The organism is Daejeonella sp. H1SJ63 (assembly GCF_029360775.1).
Lineage (GTDB): Bacteria > Bacteroidota > Bacteroidia > Sphingobacteriales > Sphingobacteriaceae > Daejeonella.
On sequence record NZ_JARKMZ010000010.1, the window covers coordinates 73,015 to 98,772 of the forward strand.

The 25,758-nt window shown below is 40.9% G+C and carries 20 protein-coding genes; 10 read left to right on the forward strand and 10 right to left on the reverse strand.

Annotated elements, in window-relative coordinates; all coding sequences use genetic code 11:
- Positions 1 to 209: 209 nt before the first annotated feature.
- Positions 210 to 1,430, forward strand: a complete 1,221-nt coding sequence (locus P2W72_RS04535; RefSeq protein WP_276359719.1) for a DSD1 family PLP-dependent enzyme — start codon at positions 210 to 212, stop codon at positions 1,428 to 1,430.
- 227 nt (positions 1,431 to 1,657) lie between these two features.
- Here P2W72_RS04535 and P2W72_RS04540 read toward each other — a convergent pair whose 3' ends face one another.
- The 6 genes from P2W72_RS04540 to P2W72_RS04565 form a co-directional block, all read right to left on the reverse strand.
- Entirely contained in the window at positions 1,658 to 2,371 is a 714-nt protein-coding gene (locus tag P2W72_RS04540; protein WP_276359720.1) for a DUF1080 domain-containing protein, read from the reverse strand.
- A gap of 1 nt (position 2,372) precedes the next feature.
- The gene (locus P2W72_RS04545) at positions 2,373 to 2,786 is read right to left on the reverse strand and encodes a c-type cytochrome (protein WP_276359721.1); all 414 of its coding nucleotides are present in this window, start codon (positions 2,784 to 2,786) and stop codon (positions 2,373 to 2,375) included.
- 38 nt (positions 2,787 to 2,824) lie between these two features.
- Positions 2,825 to 3,877 (reverse strand): sugar phosphate isomerase/epimerase, encoded by a 1,053-nt coding sequence (locus tag P2W72_RS04550; RefSeq protein ID WP_276359722.1) that lies wholly within the window; start codon positions 3,875 to 3,877, stop codon positions 2,825 to 2,827.
- A gap of 12 nt (positions 3,878 to 3,889) precedes the next feature.
- Positions 3,890 to 5,050: a Gfo/Idh/MocA family oxidoreductase gene (locus P2W72_RS04555; protein WP_276359723.1), complete on the reverse strand. Its 1,161-nt coding sequence runs from the start codon at positions 5,048 to 5,050 to the stop codon at positions 3,890 to 3,892.
- Between the two features lie 86 nt (positions 5,051 to 5,136).
- On the reverse strand, positions 5,137 to 6,300 hold the full coding sequence (locus tag P2W72_RS04560; protein WP_276359724.1) for an aldose epimerase family protein: 1,164 nt from the start codon (positions 6,298 to 6,300) through the stop codon (positions 5,137 to 5,139).
- 57 nt (positions 6,301 to 6,357) lie between these two features.
- A complete protein-coding gene (locus P2W72_RS04565; RefSeq protein WP_276359725.1) occupies positions 6,358 to 9,750 on the reverse strand; it encodes a ThuA domain-containing protein in 3,393 nt (1,130 codons plus the stop codon).
- A 291-nt stretch (positions 9,751 to 10,041) separates the two neighbouring features.
- Between P2W72_RS04565 and P2W72_RS04570 the strand changes: the two genes are divergently transcribed.
- Genes P2W72_RS04570 through P2W72_RS04590 form a run of 5 tightly spaced genes read left to right on the forward strand, consistent with a single transcriptional unit; the run spans position 10,042 to position 15,836 of the window.
- Positions 10,042 to 11,289, forward strand: a complete 1,248-nt coding sequence (locus P2W72_RS04570) for an MFS transporter (protein ID WP_276359726.1) — start codon at positions 10,042 to 10,044, stop codon at positions 11,287 to 11,289.
- A 6-nt stretch (positions 11,290 to 11,295) separates the two neighbouring features.
- Positions 11,296 to 12,081, forward strand: a complete 786-nt coding sequence (locus P2W72_RS04575; RefSeq protein ID WP_276359727.1) for a TIM barrel protein — start codon at positions 11,296 to 11,298, stop codon at positions 12,079 to 12,081.
- Between the two features lie 24 nt (positions 12,082 to 12,105).
- Complete coding sequence (locus P2W72_RS04580) at positions 12,106 to 13,785, forward strand: GMC family oxidoreductase (RefSeq protein WP_276359728.1); 1,680 nt, start codon at positions 12,106 to 12,108, stop codon at positions 13,783 to 13,785.
- A 10-nt stretch (positions 13,786 to 13,795) separates the two neighbouring features.
- Complete coding sequence (locus P2W72_RS04585; RefSeq protein WP_276359729.1) at positions 13,796 to 14,362, forward strand: gluconate 2-dehydrogenase subunit 3 family protein; 567 nt, start codon at positions 13,796 to 13,798, stop codon at positions 14,360 to 14,362.
- Positions 14,363 to 14,387: 25 nt separating this feature from the next.
- Positions 14,388 to 15,836, forward strand: coding sequence for a Gfo/Idh/MocA family oxidoreductase (locus tag P2W72_RS04590; RefSeq protein WP_276359730.1), 1,449 nt, complete (start codon positions 14,388 to 14,390; stop codon positions 15,834 to 15,836).
- 70 nt (positions 15,837 to 15,906) lie between these two features.
- Here the strand turns inward: P2W72_RS04590 and P2W72_RS04595 are convergent, their stop codons facing one another.
- The 3 genes from P2W72_RS04595 to P2W72_RS04605 all read right to left on the reverse strand — a co-directional run bounded on the left by P2W72_RS04595 (position 15,907) and on the right by P2W72_RS04605 (position 19,792).
- Entirely contained in the window at positions 15,907 to 16,893 is a 987-nt protein-coding gene (locus P2W72_RS04595) for an acyl transferase (protein ID WP_276359731.1), read from the reverse strand.
- 75 nt (positions 16,894 to 16,968) lie between these two features.
- The gene (locus tag P2W72_RS04600; RefSeq protein ID WP_276359732.1) at positions 16,969 to 17,319 is read right to left on the reverse strand and encodes a hypothetical protein; all 351 of its coding nucleotides are present in this window, start codon (positions 17,317 to 17,319) and stop codon (positions 16,969 to 16,971) included.
- A gap of 28 nt (positions 17,320 to 17,347) precedes the next feature.
- Positions 17,348 to 19,792 carry a penicillin acylase family protein gene (locus P2W72_RS04605; protein ID WP_276359733.1) on the reverse strand — a complete coding sequence of 815 codons (2,445 nt, stop codon included), beginning with the start codon at positions 19,790 to 19,792 and terminating at the stop codon, positions 17,348 to 17,350.
- Positions 19,793 to 20,011: 219 nt separating this feature from the next.
- Between P2W72_RS04605 and P2W72_RS04610 the strand changes: the two genes are divergently transcribed.
- The 4 genes from P2W72_RS04610 (at position 20,012) to P2W72_RS04625 (ending at position 24,673) form a co-directional block, all read left to right on the forward strand.
- Positions 20,012 to 22,888: a TonB-dependent receptor gene (locus P2W72_RS04610; RefSeq protein WP_276359734.1), complete on the forward strand. Its 2,877-nt coding sequence runs from the start codon at positions 20,012 to 20,014 to the stop codon at positions 22,886 to 22,888.
- 248 nt (positions 22,889 to 23,136) lie between these two features.
- Positions 23,137 to 23,316: an alpha-glucosidase domain-containing protein gene (locus P2W72_RS04615; RefSeq protein ID WP_276359735.1), complete on the forward strand. Its 180-nt coding sequence runs from the start codon at positions 23,137 to 23,139 to the stop codon at positions 23,314 to 23,316.
- A gap of 186 nt (positions 23,317 to 23,502) precedes the next feature.
- Positions 23,503 to 23,601: a hypothetical protein gene (locus tag P2W72_RS04620; protein ID WP_276359736.1), complete on the forward strand. Its 99-nt coding sequence runs from the start codon at positions 23,503 to 23,505 to the stop codon at positions 23,599 to 23,601.
- A 412-nt stretch (positions 23,602 to 24,013) separates the two neighbouring features.
- On the forward strand, positions 24,014 to 24,673 hold the full coding sequence (locus P2W72_RS04625; protein WP_346429766.1) for an alpha amylase C-terminal domain-containing protein: 660 nt from the start codon (positions 24,014 to 24,016) through the stop codon (positions 24,671 to 24,673).
- A 7-nt stretch (positions 24,674 to 24,680) separates the two neighbouring features.
- Here P2W72_RS04625 and P2W72_RS04630 read toward each other — a convergent pair whose 3' ends face one another.
- On the reverse strand, positions 24,681 to 25,649 hold the full coding sequence (locus P2W72_RS04630) for a Gfo/Idh/MocA family oxidoreductase (RefSeq protein WP_276359737.1): 969 nt from the start codon (positions 25,647 to 25,649) through the stop codon (positions 24,681 to 24,683).
- Between the last annotated feature and the right edge of the window lie 109 nt (positions 25,650 to 25,758).

Here is a 25,758-nt window from a genome sequence, read left to right on the forward strand (position 1 = left end):
GTGCAAATCTATTTAATAGACTGATTGTCAGAGTTTATCGTTGCTGCTTTTCCCTTGATAGGTATCTGCTTGATTTGCATTCTCCAGATATTTCCGCTGGTGGTATGGGTAAAGTCTGCTATAATTTGTATCCTGCTCTGATATAGGGGGATATGTTTTTTTAAATTATTTTTTTTTAGATTTAAGACATAAACTAAAAATCTAATAAAATGTCCAACTACCTAAACCGTCGTAAATTCCTGCAGGCCACTGCTGTTGCCGGCGCCACCTCTTTCTGGTCGCCATCATTAAGTGCTGAAACATTATATGAAGCTCAGGTTTCAGATATTGGTAAATCCAAATGGGATCTTGACACTCCGGCTCTTTGTGTTGATCTTGATAAAATGGAGGCGAATATCAAAGCAGTACATACCGGATTAAAGGGAACAGGTGTTGGTGTTCGTCCGCATGTTAAGACGCATAAATGTCCGGCGATTGCAAAAATGCAGATTGCAGCAGGTGCAGTTGGTGTTTGTGCTGCAAAGTTGAGCGAATCTGAAGTGATGCTGGTAAATGGTATTCAGAATGTACTGATGACAGGTGTTAATGTAACGCCATCCAAGATTAAGCATGCAATGGCTCTCAGAAAGAAGTATAAAGGCTTCTATCAGGCGGTTGATAATATGCAGAATGCCAGGGATTTGCAGGATGCGGCAAAGGCAGCTGGTATCGTTGCTGATATTGTTGTGGATCTGGATGTGATTAAAAGATCTGGAGTGAAAAATGGACAGCCGGCATTAGAGCTAGCTCAGTTTGTTGATAAAGCACCAAATCTTAAATTCCATGGTGTTCTTGCTTATGATGGAGCGGTTCAGCATGTTGAGGGTTTCAAAGCCCGCAGAGAGCAGGCATTAAAGACATTTGAGCCGGTAGTTCATAGTTATGAACTGATGAAGAAAGCCGGATTAAATATGGAAATTTTTAGTGGTGGTGGTACAGGCACATATGATATTATGACTGAAGTTCCCGGATTTACTGATGTTCAGGTTGGTAGTTACCTGTTTATGGATCATCAGTACCTTATCATTGGAGGTAAAACCAATGATAAGGTGTATGATGATTTTGCACCTTCACTCACTGTGATGGCAACGATTATCAATAATGCAAATGAAGGGAAGTATGTTACTGATTCAGGTTCAAAAGCCCTGACTTTGAATGTGCCTCATGGTAAGATTATCGGTGAGCCTGATTTTGATTATAATGCAGGTTCTGATGAGTACGGATCGGTGAAAATTATCAATCCAAATAAAACATATAAGGTCGGAGATAAATTTGAGGTAATTGTACCTCACTGCGATCCTGTTGTGAATCTGTATGATTTCATGTACGGAATTCGCAATGGTAAGGTTGAGAAGATATTGCCGATACTTGCCCGCGGAAAATCGCAATAGGACTTAATTAAGTCTTTAAAATGCCTGATAGGTTCTAACTTATCAGGCATTTTAGTTTTAGAGGGTAAAGAACGAATTGTACCTGGTTTATCGTTCAACCTTCATATATCCTGCTCTTTTATTTCACTAAAACATAAATATTATCTGTTTTAATTGATTGATGGACAAATAAAAAGGCAGCAGGTTTTTAAACCTGCTGCCTTTTTATAGAGTTAATAATTAACTGATTATAATCTTTTGATTTCAATATTTCTGTACCAAACCTCATCTCCATGATCCTGAAGAGCGATTTTCCCTGACTTGTAAATACTGAAGCCAGGCATAGTTTTGAACTTACTGCCTGCAACCATCGTCTTCCATTGTTCATCCCACATGGTTGTTGAAACCACTTTGACTCCGTTCATGATAAAATCGAGTTTGCCTTTGCTGGCAATGATTTCTACTTTATTCCATTGACCAACAGGTTTTACCGGTTCTGAGCTGCTGGCTATCAGATCATACAGGTCGCCGGCACGATGCTTATTGATCTTTCCGTCTGCATGTCCGTCATTATCAAGAACCTGCATTTCCGGACCGGTATTATATGAAGCGGGGTATTTGCTTAGGTCTTCATTTACAAAGAAAATGATTCCGCTATTGCCGTTTTTCGAGATTTTCCATTCCAGTTTAAGATGGAAATTACTGAACTCCTCATTGGTTGTCAGGTCGCCGCCACTCTCTTTGGTTTTGTTTTTAGCATCCAGATACAGCGCACCATCATTCACTTTCCAGGCTGCACCTGCCTGCTGTTTACCATAAGTGTGCCAACCTGCTGTACTTTTACCATCAAACAATTTCTGCCATCCTTTTTTAGATGAATCAGAAACATTTTTGCTTGTTTCGGGCGAATCAAAGCCACTGAACAGCACTGCAGCAAGGATAATCAGGCTGATACGTTTCATTTTAGTTAGTTTTTAAAGACAGAATGTATTTAACCATTTCTTTTGCATCATCACTGCTTAAAGCGGGGTGTGGTGCCATTGGAATTTCACCCCAGGAACCTGAACCCCCCTGAATGATTTTTCCTGCCAGTAAGTCAATATTGGCATCTGTAGCAGGGTATTTGTTTGCTACATCAATATAAGACGGGCCAACAAGCTTGGCATCTACTTTATGGCAGGTTAAGCAATCGGATGCACCGATCAGTTGTTCACCTTTTGCTGATCCTACAGACGCTACAGCACTTGCTGTTGTATCTGCGGCAGGAGCTGCTGCTACTGCTTGTGTGCTGGTATCTTGTGTCTCAGCTGTTTTTTCTCCGCTGTTGCAGGCATAAATAACACTGCAAATACTTAATAGGGCAAATATCTTTTTCATTGTATTTAAATTATATGGGGTGAAAATAGTGAATAATATTAAATGCCAATAATTTTACGGTTGAACTCTTCATCACTGCCTCTTCCCGCAAAATCATCAAACGCTTTTTCGGTAACTCTGATGATATGATCTTTAATAAATTCAGATCCTTCTTTTGCACCATCTTCGGGATGTTTGATACAGCATTCCCACTCCATTACAGCCCAGCCTTTAAAATCATATTGAGTAAGTTTGCTGAATATTTTTTTAAAATCAACTTGCCCGTCGCCCGGCGAACGGTATCTGCCGGCGCGGTCTGCCCAGCCCTGATAACCCCCAAATGTGCCTTGTTTCCCGGTTGAATTGAATTCTGCGTCTTTTACATGGAATGCCTTGATCCTTTCGTGATAATGGTCAATGTACTGAACATAATCAAGGCACTGAAGTACAAAGTGTGATGGGTCATATAATAAACAGGCTCTTGGATGATTATTTACTTTCTCCAGGAACATTTCATAGGTTACACCATCAAACAGGTCTTCACCAGGATGAATTTCATAACAAACATCTACTCCGTTTTCATCAAAATGGTCAAGAATAGGCATCCATCTTCTGGCAAGTTCTTTAAATCCTGCATCTACAAGACCTGCTGGTCTTTGCGGCCATGGATGCCAGGTATGCCAAAGTAATGAACCGCTGAATGTTGCATGAGCAGTAAGTCCCAGATTTTTGGATGCTGTTGCCCCATATTTCAATTGCTGAATAGCCCATTCAGTTCTTGCTTTAGGATTGTTATGAACCGATGCAGGAGCAAATCCGTCAAAAAGAAGGTCATATGCCGGATTCACAGCAACCAGCTGACCCTGCAGGTGTGTTGATAATTCGGTGATCTCCAGTCCGCAGCTATTAACCAGGCCCTTAATTTCATCCGCATAGGTTTTACTTTCTGCAGCTTTTTGCAAGTCAATACAGCGGGGATCCCAGGTTGGGATCTGTACTCCTTCATAGCCAAGGCTTTTAGCCCATTTACAAATGGATTCCAGGCTGTTGAAAGGCGCTTCATCACCTAAAAACTGAGCCAGGAATATTCCGGGTCCTTTAATTGTTGTCATATATATTATTCGTTAAACTTCAAAATTTGTCCATTTCTCATTACTTGAACCGCTTTTTACCACATTGTCTATAAAAGCCATTCCTCTTATACCTTCATTTACTGAAGGATAATCATAAGCTTCAGCAGGTGCTTCAGTGCCTTCATTCTTTGCCGAAACTACCAGGGCGAAATTTCTGTACAGGTTTCCGAATGCTTCAAGATAACCTTCCGGATGCCCTCCGGGAGTACGTGTATTGAAGGTAGCATAGCCTGAAAGATTATGTCCGCCGGTTCTTAATATCTGAACCGGAGCGTCGAGCCATTTCAGAATGATGGTATTCGGTTCCTGTTGTGACCATTCCAGCCCTCCTTTTTCACCGTACACTCTTATTTTTAATGCATTTTCTTCTCCGGCAGCAATTTGAGAAGCCACCAATACTCCGTTCGCTCCGTTATCAAATTTCAGTAATACGTTTCCGTCATCATCCAGCGCCCTGCCTTGTACAACGATATTCAGATCAGCACAAAGTTTAGTGATTTTTAGCCCACTAACATATTCTGCCAGATGGGCAGCGTGTGTACCGATATCACCCATACATCCACTTTTCCCTGATCTGCCTGGATCTGTACGCCATGCAGCCTGCGGGTTATTTCCGTCTTTTTCCGACAAACGACTTAACCAGCCCTGCGGATATTCGACAAGAACTTTCCTGATATTACCCAATTCTCCGGTCTTAACCAGTTGTCTGGCATGCTTAACCATCGGGTATCCGGCGTAAGTATGGGTCAGTAATAAACATAAGCCGGTTTCTTCAGTTTTTTTCTTCAGCTGCTTTGCTTCATCGAGTGTAAAAGTAATTGGTTTGTCGATTACTACATGGAAACCATGCTCCAGCGCCATCATTGCAGGAGCAAAGTGGACATGGTTGGGCGTAACAATACTCACAAAATCCATACGTTCATCAGCAGGAAGCAGGCTTTCTTTACGGATCATTTCTTCATAACTTGGATAGATCCTGTCTTCAGGGAGGAAAAGTGTTTTTCCACTTTCAAGTGCTTTTTCCGGGCTTGAGCTCAGCGCTCCGCAAACCAGCTCGATGAGTCCATCCATGTTTGCTGCGATGCGGTGTACTGCTCCAATAAAGGCATCTTTACCACCGCCGATCATTCCCATTCTTAATTTTCTTTTCATATATCCGCTAATGTTTTTTTATGTTTTGTACAGTATAAAGTTCTGATAATCGTTGTAAAATACAAATGAACTTGCCTCCCGGATGATTATTTGTTCAATGAAAATTTATAAACAGTACTGCTTGTGTAGCTTTCACCCATATTCAAAACTGTGTCTGGAAAATCAGGTCTGTTTGGTGAATCAGGGAAATGCTGTGTTTCAAGACAGAAAGCAGATCTGAATTCGTCTTTCGATCCGCCCTTGAAGGTATTTTTAGCCTGCATAAAATTCCCGCTGTAGAATTGCAGGCCGGGTTCTGTAGTGAATACATCCATTACAATTCCTGACTTGTCGCCAATGGCTCTGGCAGCATGGAATAGTTTATCTGAGTCCGAGCGGTTCAATATGTAGTTATGGTCATATCCTTTTCCGTATTTCAGTTGAATATGATCTGCTTCAATTCTGTTCTCAATGCTCCGTTGTTTTCTGAAATCAAAAGGAGTTCCATCTACTTTGAGAGGTTTCCCCATCGGGATCAGAGTGGAATCTACGGGATTATATTCTTCTGCATTTATCTGTAACTGATGATTCAGAACAGATCCGCTGCCTTCCCCGTTCAGATTATAAAAGGCATGATTGGTCAGGTTGATGACCGTTTTTTTATCTGTGGATGCGTAGTAGTTAATTTTTAATTCATTATCATCCGTAAGGATGTAGATCACTTTTGCTCTAAGATTTCCAGGGTAACCCTCTTCCATATCCTTTGAAAGATAGCTGAACTCAATACTTTGGCTATTTATTTGCTTTGCATTCCATACCACGGCCTGAAATCCTTTTTTCCCTCCATGAAGTGAATTGATTCCATTATTTGTAAACAAGGTATAGGTCTTACCATCCAGAATAAATTTGCCCCGGGCAATCCGGTTGCCATATCTGCCGATGGTTGCACCAAAATAAGGCTCAGTTGAGTTGATGTATTGATCTATCCCGGAAAACCCAACTACTACATCGGTTAATTTTCCTGTCTGGTCCGGGATCTGCAAACTGATTATTCTTGCGCCGTAATTTGTAAATGTTGCTACCACATTTTTATTGTTCTTCAGAGTATACAGATCGGTAGGTTTACCATCTATGTTTTTTTGAAATGCTTTTTCCGGGAGAATGACAGATTGCTGCAAGCTCTTAAATTCGGTTTCTTTTTGTTGATCAGTAACCGAATTACAGCATGAGATCACAAGGTATAATGCCAGTACCTGAAAATATGTTTTCATACATAGGGAATAAAAAAACCTGCTGCAATAATTTAATTGCAGCAGGTTGAAGATCGTTTATTGAATCTTTGCAGGAACAAATTTTAATGTTCTGAGCAGTGGTCTTGGGGTCCCGTTTTTAGGGTCGGCACTGATCAGTAAGTAAAGTGTATGAAGTTTCCCGTCGCTTGTTGCTTTTACCGGAATTGACACCGTTTCATGTCCCGGATCTACGCTGACATTACCTGCAGCCACTATCGGGCCTTTTTCTGAATCCAGACGTAATTCCAAAGTGTATTTTGCTGATAATGAATATTTTAGATTTGACAGCTCCAGGCTTCCAATTCCGTTCAGGTCAATCTGCTTGAATGTCATCCGGCCTTTGTTTTGTGGGTAAACTAAAAATCCTGTGGATGTTGAATCTTTCAGATTTATTCCGTTTCTGTCTGTGATTTCTCTGGCATTGAACAAATTACTTCTCAGGTAAACTGATGCTGCTGAAGAAAGAGGTTTAAGTCCCGGAGCTCCCTGATCAGTATATGCTGCATACAGACTGAATACTGTATTGTCTGATTCTATAATTCCAGAAGATGGTGTGATTCTGCCCTGCATAGGTAATGAAGCTTTGTTCACTGCTTTATTTTCGAGTGAAAGTACCCACTGGGTAATCTTTTTTGCATCGTCTTCACTCATGGTGGAATGAGCAGGCATGGCAACTTCGCCCCATACACCACCACCACCTTTGATAATCTTTGCAGACAGATAGCTCAGTGCTGAAGCGTCTTTCTGATATTTTGCTGAGACCTGGGTAAAAGCCGGACCTATTGATTTGGTATTGGTCTGATGGCATGACTGGCAATCAGATTTAAGCATTAAAGCTTGTCCTGACTGAGCTGCAGTAACTTCCTGATGACCAAGAGATGCTCCTGCAAAATCTGATCCCTTAGTATAGTTAGTAGAAACAAATACCGTGCTTTTGTTTACCGCTGCTCCCTGATCTGCTACCAATACCTGATAGTCAACAGCTTTGCCGGGGAAATAGAAGCTGCGGTTACCCTGTATCTGAATAGTAACTTTAGGTCTTGCATTTCCGGCTACCACCTGAACGGGGCTGCTGCTGGAACTTGCCATCTGCTTATCTGTAACCTTTACACTTACCTGATATTCTCCAGCCTTTGTATAGATGTACTCAATGGATGGGCTTTTAGTTGTCTTTTTGATGCCATTGCCCAAATCCCAGATATAGGTCAACTCATCCCTGTCATAATCTTCTGCATTTACTTTTGCCTGCAATTTGAAAGGAAGAATCCCTGTGGTATTGTTAATAATGAGTTCATTGATCTTGGGCGGACGATTACCTGCCATATAATCAATCCTTGCTATTCCGGCATCCGGATTTTTTGAGAACCATCCTTTTCCATATTCAAGAATATAGATTCTTCCATCAGGTCCCAGTTCCATATCAACCGGAGCTGCAAAAGACGATGAAGGCATGAATGCTTCCATGTTATCATAGTCGCCGTTAGGTTTCATACTAACTACCTTGATCCAGTTTCTTATCCATTCGTAAATGAATAATTTATTATTGTAATGATCAGGATAACGGGTTTCTTTAGGATAAAGCTCACTGTGATATACTGGTCCGGCCATAGCAGTCCGGCCACCCGTACCAACCTGAGGAAATTCTTTAGAGGCGGCATATGGATACCAGATGAATGCAGGTTGTACCTGAGGTAACTCCTTTAATCCGGTATTGTTCGGAGAATTATTAACCGGTTTTTTTGGATCAAAAGCTTCAGCACTAATTCCTGTTTTATAATCGTAGGCCCGGTAAGGGTAGTTATTGCCTACAAAATATGGCCATCCGAAGAAGCCGGCATTACGGGCCTGATTTACCTCATCATAACCTCTGGATCCGCGTTCAGGGCTGTCAGCGTTTGCATCCGGACCAACCTCTCCCCAGTAAAGGAATCCTGTTTTGCTGTCAATGGAAATACGGTATGGATTCCGGTTCCCCATTACATAGATTTCAGGTTTGGTATGAGGAGTCTTAGGAGGGAAGAGGTTTCCTGAAGGTATTTCATAGCTGCCATCGGGCTTCACGCGAATACGCATGATTTTTCCGCGAAGGTCATTGGTGTTACCTGATGATCTGCCGGCATCATATTGTTCAAGGCCTGGACGGTTATCCATCGGTCCATATCCTTTATTAACAAATTGTTGTTTAGGGACATCAAACGGAGTTGAATTATCGCCCGTTGAAACGTACAGTAACCCATCCGGGCCAAAAGCAATTGAACCACCGGTATGACAGCAAATTTCTCTTTGAGAGTAGAACTGTAAAACAACTTTTTCTGATGAGTTGTCCAATTTGTCGTTCACAAATTTAAATCGTGATAATCTGTTTACTGAGGTGTCTTTAGGACTATAAAAGATATAGACATAATTGTTGTTTTTATAATCAGGATCAGCTGCAACACCTAAAACTCCTTCCTCTGCATTGGCTCCTGCAACGGAAGTTTGAAAATAGGCATTCAAGGCCCCAACCTGAGTAATACTTTTAGTACTTTCCTTATAAAGCATGATTTCACCACGTCTTTGAACCAATAAAATATCCAGATTAGGAAGTATGGCCATTTCAGTAGGTTCAAATAAAGTTCCGGTGGTCAGAACTGTTTTAACAAAGCGGTTTTCTTCGGGCACTTTCAGAGTTTTAGCCTTCGAATAATTTAAAGCCGTATTATTGCCCATAGCATATTTTATTCCGCCAAGGAGATGTTTCAGGTAGGCTGCATCAGTGTATGATTCATTGGTATGGCCCATACCGGTATAGAACGCCCTTCCCCCGTCGAACTCATGATACCATGCAATAGGATGCGGGTTTCCATTGGCTCCACCCTCATAAGATTTCTCGTCAAGATTAATTAAAACCTTAACTTCAGGATTAAGTTCTTTGTAATTATACCACTCATCTTTACGTAACCATTTTTCTGAGAGATGTTTGGTTGATGAATGGCTGCGGTCAAGTACATCCAGACTTGCATCCTGTATTTTAGGGTGGCTCAGGAAGTATCCTCCGGCAAGCTTTCCATACCATGCCCAGTCGTATTCGGTATCTGCTGCTGCGTGAATGCCTGCATAACCCCCGCCTGCCTGAATATATCGTTCAAAGCTGGTCTGCTGAGGACTGTTTAAAACATTTCCGGTTGTATTCAGAAATACAACTGCTGAGTACTTTTTTAATGAATCTTCATTGAAAAAATTTTCATTTTCAGTGGTATCAACGATGAAACCGTTCTCTTTTCCAAGTTTTATGAGTGCAGTTTTTCCGGCACTTATTGATTCATGCCTGTAGCCAGCAGTTTTGCTGAATATCAGAATGCGGGGTTTAGCAGTTTGTTCAAAGTGCTTGAAAGCAAACAGGCTAAGAATAATGATGAATAACGGTAGAAGTAAGGTTCTCTTTGTCATTTTATGTATTTGGTTAATAATTCTGCGGATTATCAGAATGTTTTTTTTGTTAAAGATAGATTGCAAACGGGCAGGTTTAACATATGTCAATGATCCTTTTGGTATGTAAAAAATATCAGTAATGAAATTTAATAGAGTATGATTATTGAAAATAAAAATATACATTTATTTTCAATAACCTAATGGAAATAGCCTTGATCAGTGTTTTGAGAATATAATTACAAAATCGAAAAATGCCGGCTTTCAGGGCTTATTAATTAAATTATAAATTATAAACCTTTAAAAAAACAGATGAATTTCAGTACCCGGATTAAATTATCACTAATGATGTTTTTTGAGTTTTTCAGTTGGGGATCGTGGTATGTTACTCTCGGAACATTTCTTGGGAAAAACCTTCAGGCAGATGGTGCTCAAACTGCCGCAGTATTTTCTACTCAGTCTTTCGGTGCAATTATCGCACCTTTTATAATAGGAATGATTGCAGACAGGTTCTTTAATGCTGAAAAGATTCTGGGTTTTCTTCATCTTGCAGGTGCATTGCTAATGCTGCAAATGTATTATGCAGCAGACTTCGGCAGTTTTTATCCATACGTTTTTGCTTACATGATCATGTTCATGCCAACTTTGGCATTGGTCAATTCAGTTTCCTTTAATCAGATGCTTAATCCTGAAAAGGAGTTTTCTTCGATCCGTATCTGGGGTACAATTGGATGGATTGTTGCGGGGTTATGTATCAGTTTCCTTTTTCACTGGGATTCAGCTGAGGGGGTATCGCAGGGATTATTGAGAAATACATTTATGATGGGAGGTATATCATCACTCATCCTTGGCCTTTTTAGTTTTACTTTACCAAAAACACCACCAACCATAGCTAAAGGAGAAAAAGTTGCTTTTTCGGATGTTATGGGGCTGGATGCCCTGAAGCTGTTGAATGACAGAAATTTTCTCATTTTCTTTATTTCGTCGATTTTGATCTGTATTCCTCTGGCATTTTATTATCAGAGCGCGAATCTCTTCCTTTCTGAACTTGGAATGGAGAATCCAACGGGTAAAATGACCATCGGTCAGATATCAGAGGTTTTATTTCTTCTTCTGCTGCCTGTATTCTTTACCAAATTTGGTTTCAAAAAAACAATTCTTGTTGGAATGATAGCCTGGGCATTGAGATATGCTCTTTTTGCATTCGGAAACGCAAACGAATTATCTGTGATGCTCGTCGTTGGTATTGCCCTTCATGGTATATGTTATGATTTCTTCTTTGTTTCAGGCCAGATCTATACCAATTCAAAGGCAGGAGAAAAATATAAAAGTGCAGCTCAGGGCTTAATTACTCTTGCAACCTATGGTGCAGGTATGCTGATTGGATTCTGGGTTGCCGGACTGGTAAGCGATGCTTATCAATTGTCTGATACCAGTCACGACTGGCAAAAAATATGGCTGGTTGCAGCAGGAATTGCTGCAGTTGTTGCCATATTGTTTGTGTTGACATTTGATCAGCGTAAGGAGGAAGAGTCCAGACAGGTTAAAGAACACGTTTAATCTGCTATGCTCAAGAATACTGAATATTTAAAAGCTAATATTAAACAATCTGTATGCCGCTGGTGTTTTAATCAGTTTACGATAGATCAGTTATGCCGTTCGGCCAAAGAGATAGGATTAGTTGGGATTGATCTTGTTGGCCCTGAAGACTGGCCGGTTCTCATGAAATACGACCTGATTTCTACGATGTGTAATGGTGCTGAGATCAGTTTGGAACAAGGTTGGAATAATCCGGTTTATCATTCAGTATTGATCAGGAATTACCGGGAAATGATTCCGCTGGTTTCTAAATCCGGGTATAAGAATCTGATCTGTTTTAGTGGTAACAGGGAGGGTATGGATGATGAGACCGGCTTGAAGAACAGTGCTGAGGGTTTAAAGCAGATCATGGCCTTCGCCGAGCAGCATGGAGTTACAATTATTATGGAGTTGCTAAACAGTAAAACAGATCATATTGATTATCAGTGCGACAGAACTTCATGGGGTGTTGAGCTTGCAAAAAGAATTGACTCTGATAATTTCAAACTCCTTTATGATATCTATCATATGCAGATCGATGAGGGAGATGTGATCAGAACGATTAAAGATAATCATCAATATATTGGACATTATCATACTGCAGGAGTTCCGGGCAGGCATGAGATTGATGAATCGCAGGAGTTAAATTATCCGGCGATTATGAGAGCAATTCATTCAACAGGTTTCAATGGTTACGTTGCTCAGGAGTTTATTCCGATTAAAGAAGATAAAATGGAAGCATTGAGGGAAGCGGTAAGAATCTGTGATATTTAAATAAGAATTTTAAAATTAAGAAATATGGCTGATAACACTTATGATGCAATAGTCATCGGATCGGGGATAAGCGGTGGCTGGGCTGCCAAAGAGCTTACCGAGAAGGGGCTTAAAACCATTATGCTCGAACGTGGAAGAAACGTTGAGCATATCAAAGATTATGTGAATGCTACGAAAGATCCCTGGGACTTTCCTCACAGAGGAGGTCGTACTCAGGAAATGATCGAAAATTATCCGGTACTTAAAAGAGATTATCCACTTAGTGAAAAGAACCTTGACTTTTGGGCAAGCGATCAGGATAGTCCATATACTGAGGTAAAGCGTTTTGACTGGTATCGTGGTTATCAGGTTGGTGGACGTTCCCTGATGTGGGGCCGCCAAAGCTACAGACTGAGTCCGATGGACTTTGAAGCCAATGCAAAAGAAGGGATTGCTGTTGATTGGCCAATCAGGTATCAGGATCTTGAAAAATGGTATGGACATGTGGAGCGTTTCGTGGGGATAAGTGGAACAAAAGCAGGCTTGGCTCAGCTGCCGGATGGAGATTTCCTTCCCGGAATGGAAATGAATGTGGTTGAGAAAGAGGTAGCAGCACGTTTGAAGGCACATTATAAAGAAAGCAGGCACATGCTGATTGGCAGAGCGGCGAATCTTACTAAGGCAATTCATGGTCGCACAAATTGTCAGTTTCGTAGTAAATGTTCGTTGGGATGCCCTTTTGGCGGATATTTTAGTACTCAGTCTTCAACTCTTCCGGCAGCAATGGCGACAGGAAATCTGACACTGCGTCCTTTTTCAATAGTTACCAAAATCCTTTACGATAAGGATACAAAAAAGGCAAAGGGAGTAGAGGTTCTGGATGCAGAGACCAACAAGACCTATGAGTACTTCGCAAAAGTGATATTCCTGAATGCATCTACTCTGAATACAACATGGGTGCTGATGAATTCAGCAACGGATGTATGGGAAGGTGGACTTGGAAGCAGCAGCGGACAGCTTGGACATAATCTGATGGATCATCATTTTCGTATTGGTGCTTCCGGAAGAATGGAAGGTTTTGAAGATAAATATGTTTACGGACGTCGTCCGAATGGTATTTATATCCCAAGATTCAGAAATGTTGGGGATGACAAGAGAGATTATTTAAGAGGTTTTGGTTACCAGGGAGGTGCAAACCGGGAAGGCTGGGGGCGGAGTGTCGCTGAAATGAGTATTGGTGGAGACTTTAAAGATGCTCTATGTGAACCAGGCGCATGGACCATGGGTATCACGGCATTTGGTGAAACTCTTCCCTACCATGAGAATAAAGTGACCCTGGATAAAACTAAAAAGGATAAATGGGGGCTCAATATTTTGGCTATAGATGCCGAGATAAAGGAGAATGAGCTTAAAATGAGAAAGGATATGGCAGAGGATGCGAAGGAGATGCTGGAAGCGGCCGGGCTGAAGGATGTAAAAACATTTGATACTGGTTATTCACTGGGTATGGGTATTCATGAAATGGGAACTGCCAGAATGGGACATGATCCGAAAACCTCAGTTTTGAATAAATTTAATCAGGTTTGGGATGCACCGAATGTTTACGTAACTGATGGTGCGGCAATGACTTCTGCAGCATGTCAGAATCCTTCATTAACTTATATGGCATTAACTGCCAGAGCGGTTGATCATGCATTTACAGAGTTGAAAAAAGGAAATATTTAATTCAGGAATTATGAACAGGAGAGAAGCATTAAAACAGGTTAGCTGGATTCTGGGTGGTACGATTATCGGATCCGGTATTTTCCTTGAATATGGCTGTAATCCGGCACAGGAAAAAACTGCCGGATTCTTTGATCAGAAAACAATTGATCTATTGAATGAGATTGGCGAGACCATCCTCCCACAAACCAGTACGCCGGGTGCTAAAGAAGCTAAAGTTGGCGAGTTTATGGATATCATGGTTAAAGATTGTTATACTAAGGCTGATCAGAAGATCTTTACTGATGGACTTGCAGCATTACAGCAGAAATGTAAAGAAACTCAGACCAAGGAGTTTATGAATTGCAGTGCCTCAGAAAGAACAGCATTCCTTACCACTCTGGATAATGAGCAAAAGGCATATATGGAAGCTAAAAGAGCTGAAGAACCATCTCATTATTTCAGGATGCTGAAGGAGCTGACACTTCTGGGCTTTTTTACATCAGAAGTTGGAGCTACCAAAGCCTTAAGATATATTGAAACTCCGGGCAGTTATGATGGTAATGTTCCTTATAAAAAAGGAGACCGCGCCTGGGCATGAACTTATTAATTCGAAATTAATAAAAATGGAAGAAAACAAGAATAAGTCCAGAAGAGACTTTGTTAAGACGGCTGCTGTTGCTGCTGCCGGATTTATGATCGTTCCCCGCCATGTGCTGGGAGGTAAAGGATTCATTGCACCCAGTGATAAACTAATCATTGCAGGTGTGGGTGCCGGCGGTAAGGGCGAAAGCGACCTGACCGGATTTATGCGCGGAGGGAAAGCCGAGATCGGGTTTTTATGTGATGTTGACGATCGCAGAGCAGCTAATTCTGTAAAGAGATTCCCTAAAGCAAAATATTATAAAGACTGGCGTGAGATGTTTGATAAAGAAGCTAAGCATTTTGATGCTGTTTCTGTGTCAACACCTGATCATAACCATGCGATTACCACACTCGCTGCCATGCAGCTCAGAAAACATGTTTATGTTCAAAAGCCTCTAACTCACGATATTTATGAGGCAAGAATATTAACTGAGGCTGCAGTAAGGTATAAAGTAGTTACCCAGATGGGAAATCAGGGTACTTCCAGCGATGGTTCCCGTCTGCTAATGGAATGGTATAATGCCGGATTGATTGGTGAGGTTGACACCGTTTATTGCTGGACAGACAGACCTGTCTGGCCACAAGGTGTGCCATGGCCAGCACAAAAAAGTGATATTCCGAAAGAACTTGACTGGGATCTTTGGCTGGGAACCGCACCTAAAGCCGACTATATCGATAAATTGGTGCCATTTAACTGGCGCGGATGGTGGGAGTATGGAACCGGGGCTTTAGGCGATATGGGCTGTCATCTGGTTGATGCACCATTCCGTGTATTGGGATTAAAGTACCCAACTGATGTTGAATGCAGTGTCGGATCTGTTTATGTGGATTCATTTAAACGCGGTTATTTCCCTGAGAGCTGCCCTCCGTCTTCGCATGTAACTATGACATTTAACTCTGAAAAACAGGGCGGTAAGGCCGTTAAGATGCACTGGATGGACGGAGGTATTCAGCCAGAGCGACCTGTTGAACTTGGTCCGGATGAGATTTTCGGAGATGGTGGTAACGGAGTACTGTTTATTGGGTCTAAAGGGAAGATGCTTTGCGATACTTATGGAAGAAATCCAAGATTATTGCCACTTTCACGTAATGCAGAAATCAATGTTCCTGCAACATTAGCACGTGTTCCTGATCAGGAGGCAGGCCACTATACCCAGTGGGTTGAAGCTGCAATTGCGGGTTACGGAAAAATGGAAGTAAGTTCTGATTTTTCAATTGCCGGTCCGTTGACTGAAGCTTTGTTAATGGGCAATCTTGCAATTCGTGGTTTTGATATTCGTAAACCGAATGCTACAGGAAATGGATTTACTTATCCCGGTCGTTATAAAAAACTGCTTTGGGATGGCCCTAATATGAAAATTACAAACTTTGATGAGGCAAATCAGTTTGTGAAGAGAGCGTATCGTTCAGGCTGGACTCTGGGAGCTTAAACTTATTTGAAAAAATAAGTTTAAGACGCTCTCATTAAAAAATTAGAAGGGATGATTTTTCATCCCTTTTTTATTGTACAAGCAGATTACAGCCGCGTATATCACTATTGTCAAATCTCCCCAGTATTTCGAAACTTCCATCAGCAAATTGTTTTCCAAGATCCTGACTTGCTATAAATGAACAGGAGTTGATATTGGCAAGGTCAATAATATTGACACCTCCGGTTTGATCATGTTTCAGTAAACTAAGTGGGTCATTCGTATCTCTGATCCTGATTTTCATCCATGGTGGGCAGTGGAATCTTCCGCCTCCTTTTGAATAAGCCTGCGACATGAGCTCTGTCATGCCGTATTCAGAATGAATTGCAGGAACGCCAAACCCTGTGCATAAGATATCGTGCAATTCAGTACGAAGCATTTCTTTTCGCTTACCTTTCATGCCTCCGGTTTCCATAACAATGAGTTCCGGGAATTCCAGTGTTCTGCTTTCAGCAAAATCAAGAAGAGCGTAGCTTACTCCAATGAGCAGAGTGGATTTACCCGATTCTTTCAGCTCATTCAGAGTTTCTTCCAGCAGCAGATGGTCGTAAAGAAAGTATCCGCTTTTGGGATTCTGACTTAGGGTGATCAGATCATCGACCATATAGATCAATGATGAGCCTTCACGTTCAAGATAAGATGGGAGAAGTGCAAGTATGGCGTAGTTTCGGATATCTCCGTAAAATAGTTCAAAGGCTTTTCTGTAGCTGTTTACATAAACTGAAATATCAGTCACATAATGCTTGCTTTGAATCATTCCGGTAGTTCCTGAACTGCTGAATGTTTCTTTAATTTCTCTCTTTCCCGAGATGATTTTATGGCTTTTGAAAAATTCGATGGGGAGGAATGGGATGCTGTTCAGATCTTTTATACGGGTTGAATCGATACCCAGATTTGCAACAAAACGGCCATAGACTTCGCAGTTTTTTACCTGATAATTAAAGATCTCCAAAGAGAGCCTTTCAAAATCCTGAGAATCAGAAATGTAGAAAATACGATCAGTGTCTATGAATTGCACGTGCAAAGATAGGAATTATCTATTGTCAGTTATCAGGGTAAAGGCTGCTGAATTGAAGTTCATCGTTTTTGTTCCTTATCCCTTCTTCATTCCTTCCCTGAAATAAAATCCCGCCAGACCTGCAAATCCTGATGCAAGTCCGCCGATCAATCCGGTTATTAAAAGGATATAAATCCAGTTAATGGAACTTTCAGGCAGATTAAGCATCGCTCCAACACGGTTAGCCAGAATATGATTATTCGGGATAGTATGAATTAATCCTATAGCAATCCAAAGAATGAAAATTGCAATGAATGAAGTTCTGAAAGCGTTCCACCCTGAATATGCTTTCCATGCTGAGACTGCAAATGCTATAGGGGCAATTATCCACCATGGCAGAAAGAATTGAAGAATCAGACTGAGTATGGCGATGAGAAAAATTAACATATAAATTAGTTTAATGTGTATGGGATAATTATTTTTTATTAAGCCTCCAGGTTGAAATGGTTCGATCTGATCTGTCATTTTTTCCTTTAAAATAGACCAGCTCGTTAAGCTTGCCGGCAGCCCATGTATCGATCATATCGTCATAATAATAGCTGCCCGGATTACCGGATTCACCACCCGGAAATACTCCGTAAGCCTTAGGATCTTTGCCTAAAGAAACAACCATACGCCATGAAGGTCCGTGACTTTCGCTGGTAGCATTGACCGATGTCTTGGAGCCACCTGTATATAATGTTTTTGATCCGAATCCGGCAATTTTTGCAAGGTGAGGTACATGAGTTGCTTTAACATTGGCCCAGGCCCAGTCTTTCCCAATCGGGCCAAATTTTCGCTGAAGACTGTCTATAGCAAATTTGAAGGATGCGTTTACTGCATCTTCACGTGTTTCCTGCTTACTTGTGTTTAAGTTATCATACCACGGAGCCAGTGGTTCATTTAATAATAATTCTACAAGCCTGTCGCGTGAAGGATAGCGCATCGGAGTTTTTGGGTCATTAAAATCATCCCCCCAGATCTGTACAGCAAGATTTTTCTGCCAGATCTCGAATATGCTGGCGCCTATTTCATCAGCATTGAAAAATTTATTCCATTTACTCACTATGTTAAAACCTTCGCGTTCAGCTGCACTTAGTTTTCCGGCATCTACAAGTCTGATCAGGGTGGAATGTATGTTTTCAGCAAGAATACTGTAATTGTCATTCTGCAGATTTCTGATGCTGTCAACGTTGGCCTGAGTCATTACTGAAAGTCTTTTGTTGATGCGGTGCGCACGCTCGTATCCGGTGTATTCCCAGTTGATATAGTAAGGGTAGCTTTGATCTGAAGGGAATTGATTTGCTGAACTGACAAAGTTTCTGGGTGGATTTTTTACAGTAGGATTTTGATCTGCAGGAATTCTTCCTTTCCAGTCGTTGGCAGGATCAGTGCCATCCAGTAAAAATTTGCCCTGACCTTTCCATTTCAGAGGGAAATATCCGTTAGGGGTAATTGCAATGTCGTTCTCAATACTGGCAAACACGAAGTTTTGTGCAGGAGCTGAAAAATAACTGATTGCTTTTCTGTAATCTGTATAGTTTTTTGCCTTGTTCAGAAGCAGAAATGTACGAACATCATTGGAGCCGTCATGTGCCACCCAGCGAAGTGCATGTCCGGTTGGGATATTTCCAATTTTAGAGAAATTTTCAGGTCGCTGCTCACTGGTGTAAACTATCGGTCCGTGATGTGTGTACAGTACAGTATCTGTCAGGGTTTTGCCACCACTAACATGAATGGTTTCAATTCTCTGTTTAACAGGAGTCCATTTGCCATTATACCAATACTCTTTTTGAGATTTATCTTTAAATTTAATATTGTACCAATCCAAAACATCGGCACCCACATTGGTTACACCCCAGGCAACATTTTGGTTGAATCCTATAATTATACCCGGTGAACCAGGAATAGAAACGCCACATGCATTCATTTCCGGTGAAATTAATTGAATCTGATACCATATGGCAGGCAAGGTCAGGTCAAGGTGAGGGTCGTTTGCAAGAATCGGATAACCGCTGGCAGATTTTGTACCTGAAATTGCCCAGTTATTACTGCCGATACCTTCTTCAATTTCCCTGGTCCTGATATCAAATGATTTCAGACTATTGTTTTGTAAAACAGGAATTTCCGGAATTCTGATTGGGTTAAAGTCCCAGTTTGTACCTGATGGTATTATCGGATCTTCCCTGTAGGGGTAATCAGGAAACAGGTTTTGGGTAATTTCAGGACCGAATTTGTTCAGGATATTATTCATGTAGAATTCATTTGAACCACCTGCCAGGGTTGCAGACATTAACTTTAGTAATAATGCAGAATTCAGAGGTTTCCAGTCTTCGGGTTCATAATTCAGTAACTTATATTCGAGTGGGTAATCTCCCGGTTTGAGAGAGTGGATGTAAGCATTGATTCCAGCTGTATAAGCATCCATCATTTCTTTTATCTCAGGATCCTTCATCATGATTTTTACCATTTTCTCAGCTCCATAGGTCATTCCCATCCTGCGCTGATAGCGATCCAGTTCCAGTGCTTTGGAACCAACAACCTCCGAAAGTCTGCCCGAAGCAAAGCGGGTTTGGAAGTCCATTTGCCACAATCTGTCTTTGGCCGTAATATAGCCCTGTGCAAAATAAAGATCGTGATTATTGCCGGCAAATATATGAGGGACCATCTGATCGTCAAATCTGATTTCAATACTTCCTTTCAACCCTTCAATACTGAGAGAGTTTTCAGTAGCCGGTTGCTTTTTTTCTGCATTTGTCCAAAAGCCCTGAAATGGGTTGAGAAATCTTGCCAGAGGTGGGATATCACCAAATTTTGTATTTAATCCAATGATAAGTGCAATTGCAAATAATCCTGATATTCCTGCTTTGATTATTTTCATGTGGTTAATTTATGATTTAAATATGTTAAAAATTAACTCGTTTATCAAATGATTATTCAGCTTTGGATTAAGTGTGTTATTGCGAATTTCGCCCTTTAACTGGCCAAAATCTTATGTATTTACTATGCAAGCATAAAAAATACTGTACTTCCTTGCTTATTATTAGTTAATGCAGTAATTTTATTAATATTCGCTTAGCCAATTATAAATCTGAGAATTATGAATAGAATTTTTACCCGTTTTGCCAGCCTTTTGGTAGTACTTGTCTTTACTATCTCAATGGCATTTGCTCAGAACACGAGCATTTCAGGAATTGTTACAGATAAGGCAACTAATGAGACCTTGTCGGGGGTCGCCATCACAGTGAAAGGTAAAAGCATCGGAACCTCTACAGGCGGGGACGGACGGTTTTCTTTGAGTACTTCAGAGGGCACCCCCTTCACAATTGTAATAAGCTATTTAGGTTATAAACCTATTGAGCAGCAAATCACCGGTTCAGTTTCAGATTTGTTAATTGCCATGGAATCTCAGGCTATTCTTGGTCAGGAAGTGGTTGTTGCCGCATCCCGTACTCCTGAAAGAATCCTTGAATCTCCGGTATCTATTGAAAGAATGGGGCTTACAGCAATTAAAGAAACAGCTTCATCCACATTTTATGATGCCCTTGCAAATTTAAAAGGTGTGGAGATGAGTGCTCAGAGTTTGACTTTTAAATCAGTCAACACCAGAGGGTTTAATGCCAATGGGAATACCCGTTTTAATCAGTATGTTGATGGAATGGACAATCAGGCTCCCGGTCTGAATTTTGCCGTTGGTAATATTATTGGTATTTCTGAACTGGATCTGGATAATGTTGAGCTTCTGCCCGGAGCGTCATCTGCCCTTTATGGTGCAGGAGGTATTAATGGAACTATGCTGATGAATTCCAAAGATCCTTACACTACGCAGGGAGTAAGTTTTTCGATTAAATCCGGGCTTAACCATGTGAGTGATCCAATGCAATCTTCGGCCCCATTCAGGGAAGCCGCAGTCAGAGTTGCAAAAGCATGGAACAAGTTTGCATTTAAAACCACCTTCTCATTCCTTCAGGCTGATGACTGGCAGGCAGGAAATTATTCAAACTTTGATCGTACATCCCGCACTTTCAAATCAGGAGACAGAAGCTCTGATCCTAATTATGATGGTATTAATATTTATGGTGATGAGGTTAGTCAGAACATGCGTAACGTTGCCAATTCTGTTCAATCTGCAACCAATGCAGGTGTTGCAGCAGCTACCGGAGGTGCCATACCGAATATTATCGGAATGATTAATGCATCATTGCCGGTAACAGCTACGCCATCGCAGATAGGGGCTTTTCTGGGTGGCTTCCCGGCTGCATTAAGATCAACTATTCAAAATGTACTTCCATTTAATTTCGGCTTAAGGGGAGGGTTGATACCTGATCAGGCTGTTTCGCGTACCGGATACCTGGAAAAGAATCTGGTTGATTACGATGCAAAATCGATGAAATCATCAACCTCGTTCCATTATAAACTGAGTAATTCAATTGAAGCAGTTGCACAGGCAAACTGGGGTTCAGGTACTTCTGTTTATACTGGTTCTGATCGTTATTCATTGCGAAATTTCAGTATAGGGCAATACAAACTTGAACTGAAAGGTAAGGAATTTATGTTGCGTGGATACACTACTCAGGAGCGTTCAGGTGATTCTTATATTTCTTCAATTCTTGGCAGTTATATCAACGAAACATCTAAGGCCAGTACAACATGGTTTCCTCAGTATATCGGGAATTATGTGGGGGCACGTTCAGGTGGGGCATCTGATGTTCAGGCTCATGCAATGGCACGTCTGGTTGCAGATCAGGGAAGATTTGAATCCGGATCACCTCAGTTTGCTGCAGCTAAAGAAAAGATCATGAATACAACGATCAGTTCTGGTCTGGGAGCTAAATTTGATGATAAGTCGAACCTGTGGCATTACGAAGGAATGTACAATTTTACTAATGCCCTGAAAGATGCAGTTGAACTGCAGGTAGGAGCATCATACAGAAGATATGATTTGAATTCGGCAGGAACAATTTTTGATGACCTTAACCGTAAAATTGATATTGATGAATATGGTGCATTTATTCAAATGGGTAAAAAGCTTAGTGATGCATTCAAGCTGAGTTTATCAGGACGTTATGATAAAAATGAAAATTTTGATGGACGTTTTACTCCAAGGGTGACCGGCGTATATACAGTTGCTCCAAACAATAATATCAGGGTTTCTTATCAGACCGGTTACCGCAATCCCACTACTCAGAACCAATATATTGATTTATCGGTTGGCGGTGGTTCAACCCGCCTGATCGGTGGTTTGCCTGCAAGCCTTACGAAGTATAATCTTTATGTAAATAAACCTTATACAGATGTAAGTTATCGTAATTTTCTTGCATCTGCAGCAGCAGGTGCTCCTAATCCTGCATTGTTAAAGACTTATACTTTTGAAGCAGGTGGTGTTAAGCCTGAAAGTGTTAAGGCGTATGAACTGGGTTATAAAGGATTATTGGGGAGCAATGTTCTGATTGACGCTTACGGATACTTTAATACTTATGAAAATTTTGTTACTGCGGTTGAAGTTTTTCAACAAAACGGTACTTCATTTACAAAATTTGGTGTCCCTGTAAATGCTGAAGGTAAGGTTACTTCATATGGAACGGCCCTTGGTATTGATTACCTTGTCGGGAAATTTAATCTGAGTGGAAATATTTCCTATAATCAGATCGGCGATATTCCTTCCACTTATGTAAATGACTTCAATACTCCAAAAGTTCGCTATAATCTGGGTGTAAGCAACCGCAATATTGCCAAAAACGTAGGAATGAATATCTCATACCGCTGGCAGGACTCTTTCTACTGGACTTCTTCATTTGCATCAGGAGATGTCCCTGCTTTCGGAACGGTGGATGCTCAGGTAAATCTGAAAATTCCATCAGTTAAAGGAATGATCAAAATCGGTGCATCTGACCTGTTTAATAAATACTTCATTACATCCTACGGAAACCCTGAAATGGGTGGTATGTATTATGTTGGATTTACCTTTAATCAATAAGATTGTTCCGGGCTGATCGCCCATGACCTGTTGAAGTTTTTTTTGTTGAATTTATGAATCCTGTTCCGTTCGCCCGGAATGGGATTTATTTGTTAAAGGCTTGACGCCTAATTCGATTTTTATTTCTAGCTATGCTCCTGAACTGTTATTTTGTTAATTAGTACCTGCCGTTATATTATCCTCCGGTTTATTAGATTTAATTAAATACCGGCTAAACAGGCTCTTGATTTTTATTTTAAGATTTGAATATGGAAGTAGAAATAAGAGTGGTCAGTGATGAAATAATCAGAGTACGTTTAGCTCCTCAGGTCGTATTTCTGAAAGATTTTTCATATGCCATCAGCAGTCATGAATTCAGACCTTCTGTTTTTTGCTGTAAAGAAACTGATGATAGCTTCAGGGTTGAAACGAATACGTTTCCTGTGTAATCAATAAAAGTAATTTTCTTATTTCCTTCGAGGATATACATGGCAGTTTGATCAATGAGGACCTGCACCCGATCCATTGGGAAGAAAATACCGATTATGGCGGATATTATGTATATGCCACTAAAAATGTCAGGAGCAGGAAAATTTTTATGGTTTGGGAGACAAATCAAGCGACCTTAATCTGAAATGAGAGGCAAGAGATATGTAAACTGGAATACTGATGCTTATTCCTATGGAAAAGGTCAGGATCCCTTATATCGCACAATTCCTTTTTATGGTACATGAAGGCAACAGCTATGGGATATTCTTTGATAATACCTTCAAAAGCCATTTTGATTTTGCACATCAGGAACACATACAATGCATGTACGTTGGGACGATTCAGGAATATGGGAGCTTTTCATTTCTGATATAGGAAAGGGGGGAGGTTTATAAGTATTTTATACAATCCAATTCCGGAGAAAATCTCGAAAAGGCGTAATGAAGTCAGATCATTTCTGATCAGTAATGCACTTTTTTGGTTAGATCGTTATCATGCCGACGGACTCCGGGTTGATGCAGTAGCATCGATTCTCTATCTTGATTATTCACGTAAAGAAGGCAAATGGATACCGAATGAATTTGGGGGCGTGAAAATCTGGAGACTATCGGGTTCATCAGAGAGTTTAATGAAGCCGTGTATGCCCATTTTCCGGATGTGCAGACCATTGCAGAGGAATCGACTGCATTTTGCTGGAGTGAGCAGGCCAGTTTATGCCGGGGGCTTGGATTTGAGATGAAATGGATGATGGGCTGGATGCATGATACTCTTGATTATTTTGGGAAGGATCCGGTTCACAGGAAATATGCTCATGAAAGAATAACCTTTAGTACAGTATATGCTTTTACTGAAAATTTCATGCTTCCTTTCTCTCATGATGAAGTGGTTCATGGTAAAGGATCATTGCTGGCAAGGATGCCGGGAGATGAATGGCAGAAGTTTGCCAATTTAAGACTGTTGTATTTATATATGTTTACTCATCCCGGAACAAAGTGTCTGTTCATGGGTAATGAGATTGCACAATCTGCCGAGAATTCGGTTTTGGTTTATTTGCGCAAGGGGAATGATCAGGTTAATGATGTTTTGGTGGTTTTGAACACGACTCCTGTCCCCAGGCATGCATGGCGAATCGGACTTCCGAATGAAGGCAAGTGGAAAATTGTTTTTAATTCAGACGACCCGTTTTATTATGGTTCGGGATTAGTCGCTGAGCAGATCGTTATTTCTGAAGAAATTTTCTGGCATGGCAGGGCTCAGTCAGGTTTAATGACCTTACCTCCATTAGGCGGACTTGTGCTAAAAACTACGGGAGAATAAACAAGGGTTAACTGATCTTTCCTGTAATTTTATCCAGCATCTGCATAACAATAACAGCATCTTCCGCAGAACACGGATTGGGACCATCTCCAAGAAAATAGTTTACAACCTGTTCAATCATAGGTTGCTGCACATGTGGAAGAAAGTTGAATGTCAATGGTTCAGTCTTTCCGTTAATTGTAATCTCACAAGGGTCTGTAAATACTGCAAAGCTGATTTGACCTTTAGTACCCGTTATTACACAAATATCTTCATCTTTATTCGGGTGTCCGGTAAAGTCCCATATCCCTTTAAACTTTATATTATTACCGAATGTGATATCTGTACTGACAAAGTCATCAGCTTTATAAAGGCCTGCGATATTTGATGATTTTCCTTCAACGTGAACCGGTTCACCAAAGAAAAATAGCATCAGATCCAGCTGGTGAGGAGCAAGATCATGGAAATTACCACCTCCCGATATGTCCGGATTTACTCTCCATGTATTTTCAATTCCGGGGGTAGGGGCCAATGAAAGTTTCAGATCAACCGAAACGATGTTTCCGATGGTTTGCTTATCTATTAGTCTTTTGATTTCCAGAAATTTGGGTTGTGCCCTGCGATAATGGGCAACACTCAGTTTGCAGGAATATTTTTTTGAAGCTTCCAGCATTCTTATAGCCTCTGATGAATTGAGTGCCATCGGCTTTTCTACATAGACTGACTTTCCGGCTTTAAATGCTTTTAAGGTATAATCTTCGTGTGAATCAGGGGGAGTAGCTACATAAATGCCATTTATTTCCGGGTCGTTAATAAGCTGATCGGCGTCTGAATACCATTTGGGTACATGATGTCTTTTTGCATAGTCTTCGGCTTTGGCCCCATCGCGACGCATAACGGCATGCAAGATTGAATTGGGCACCAGATTAAATGCTGGTCCACTTTTTACCTCTGTTACATTTCCGCAACCAATGATTCCCCAGACTATTTTTTTCATGCTTATCGGTCTTACTTTTCTTACTAATTTTAACGCTGACAGGGTTTTAAACCCTGTCAGCGTTAAAATTAAAAATTAAAATTTAAGATTCTCATCTCCGGTACAAACC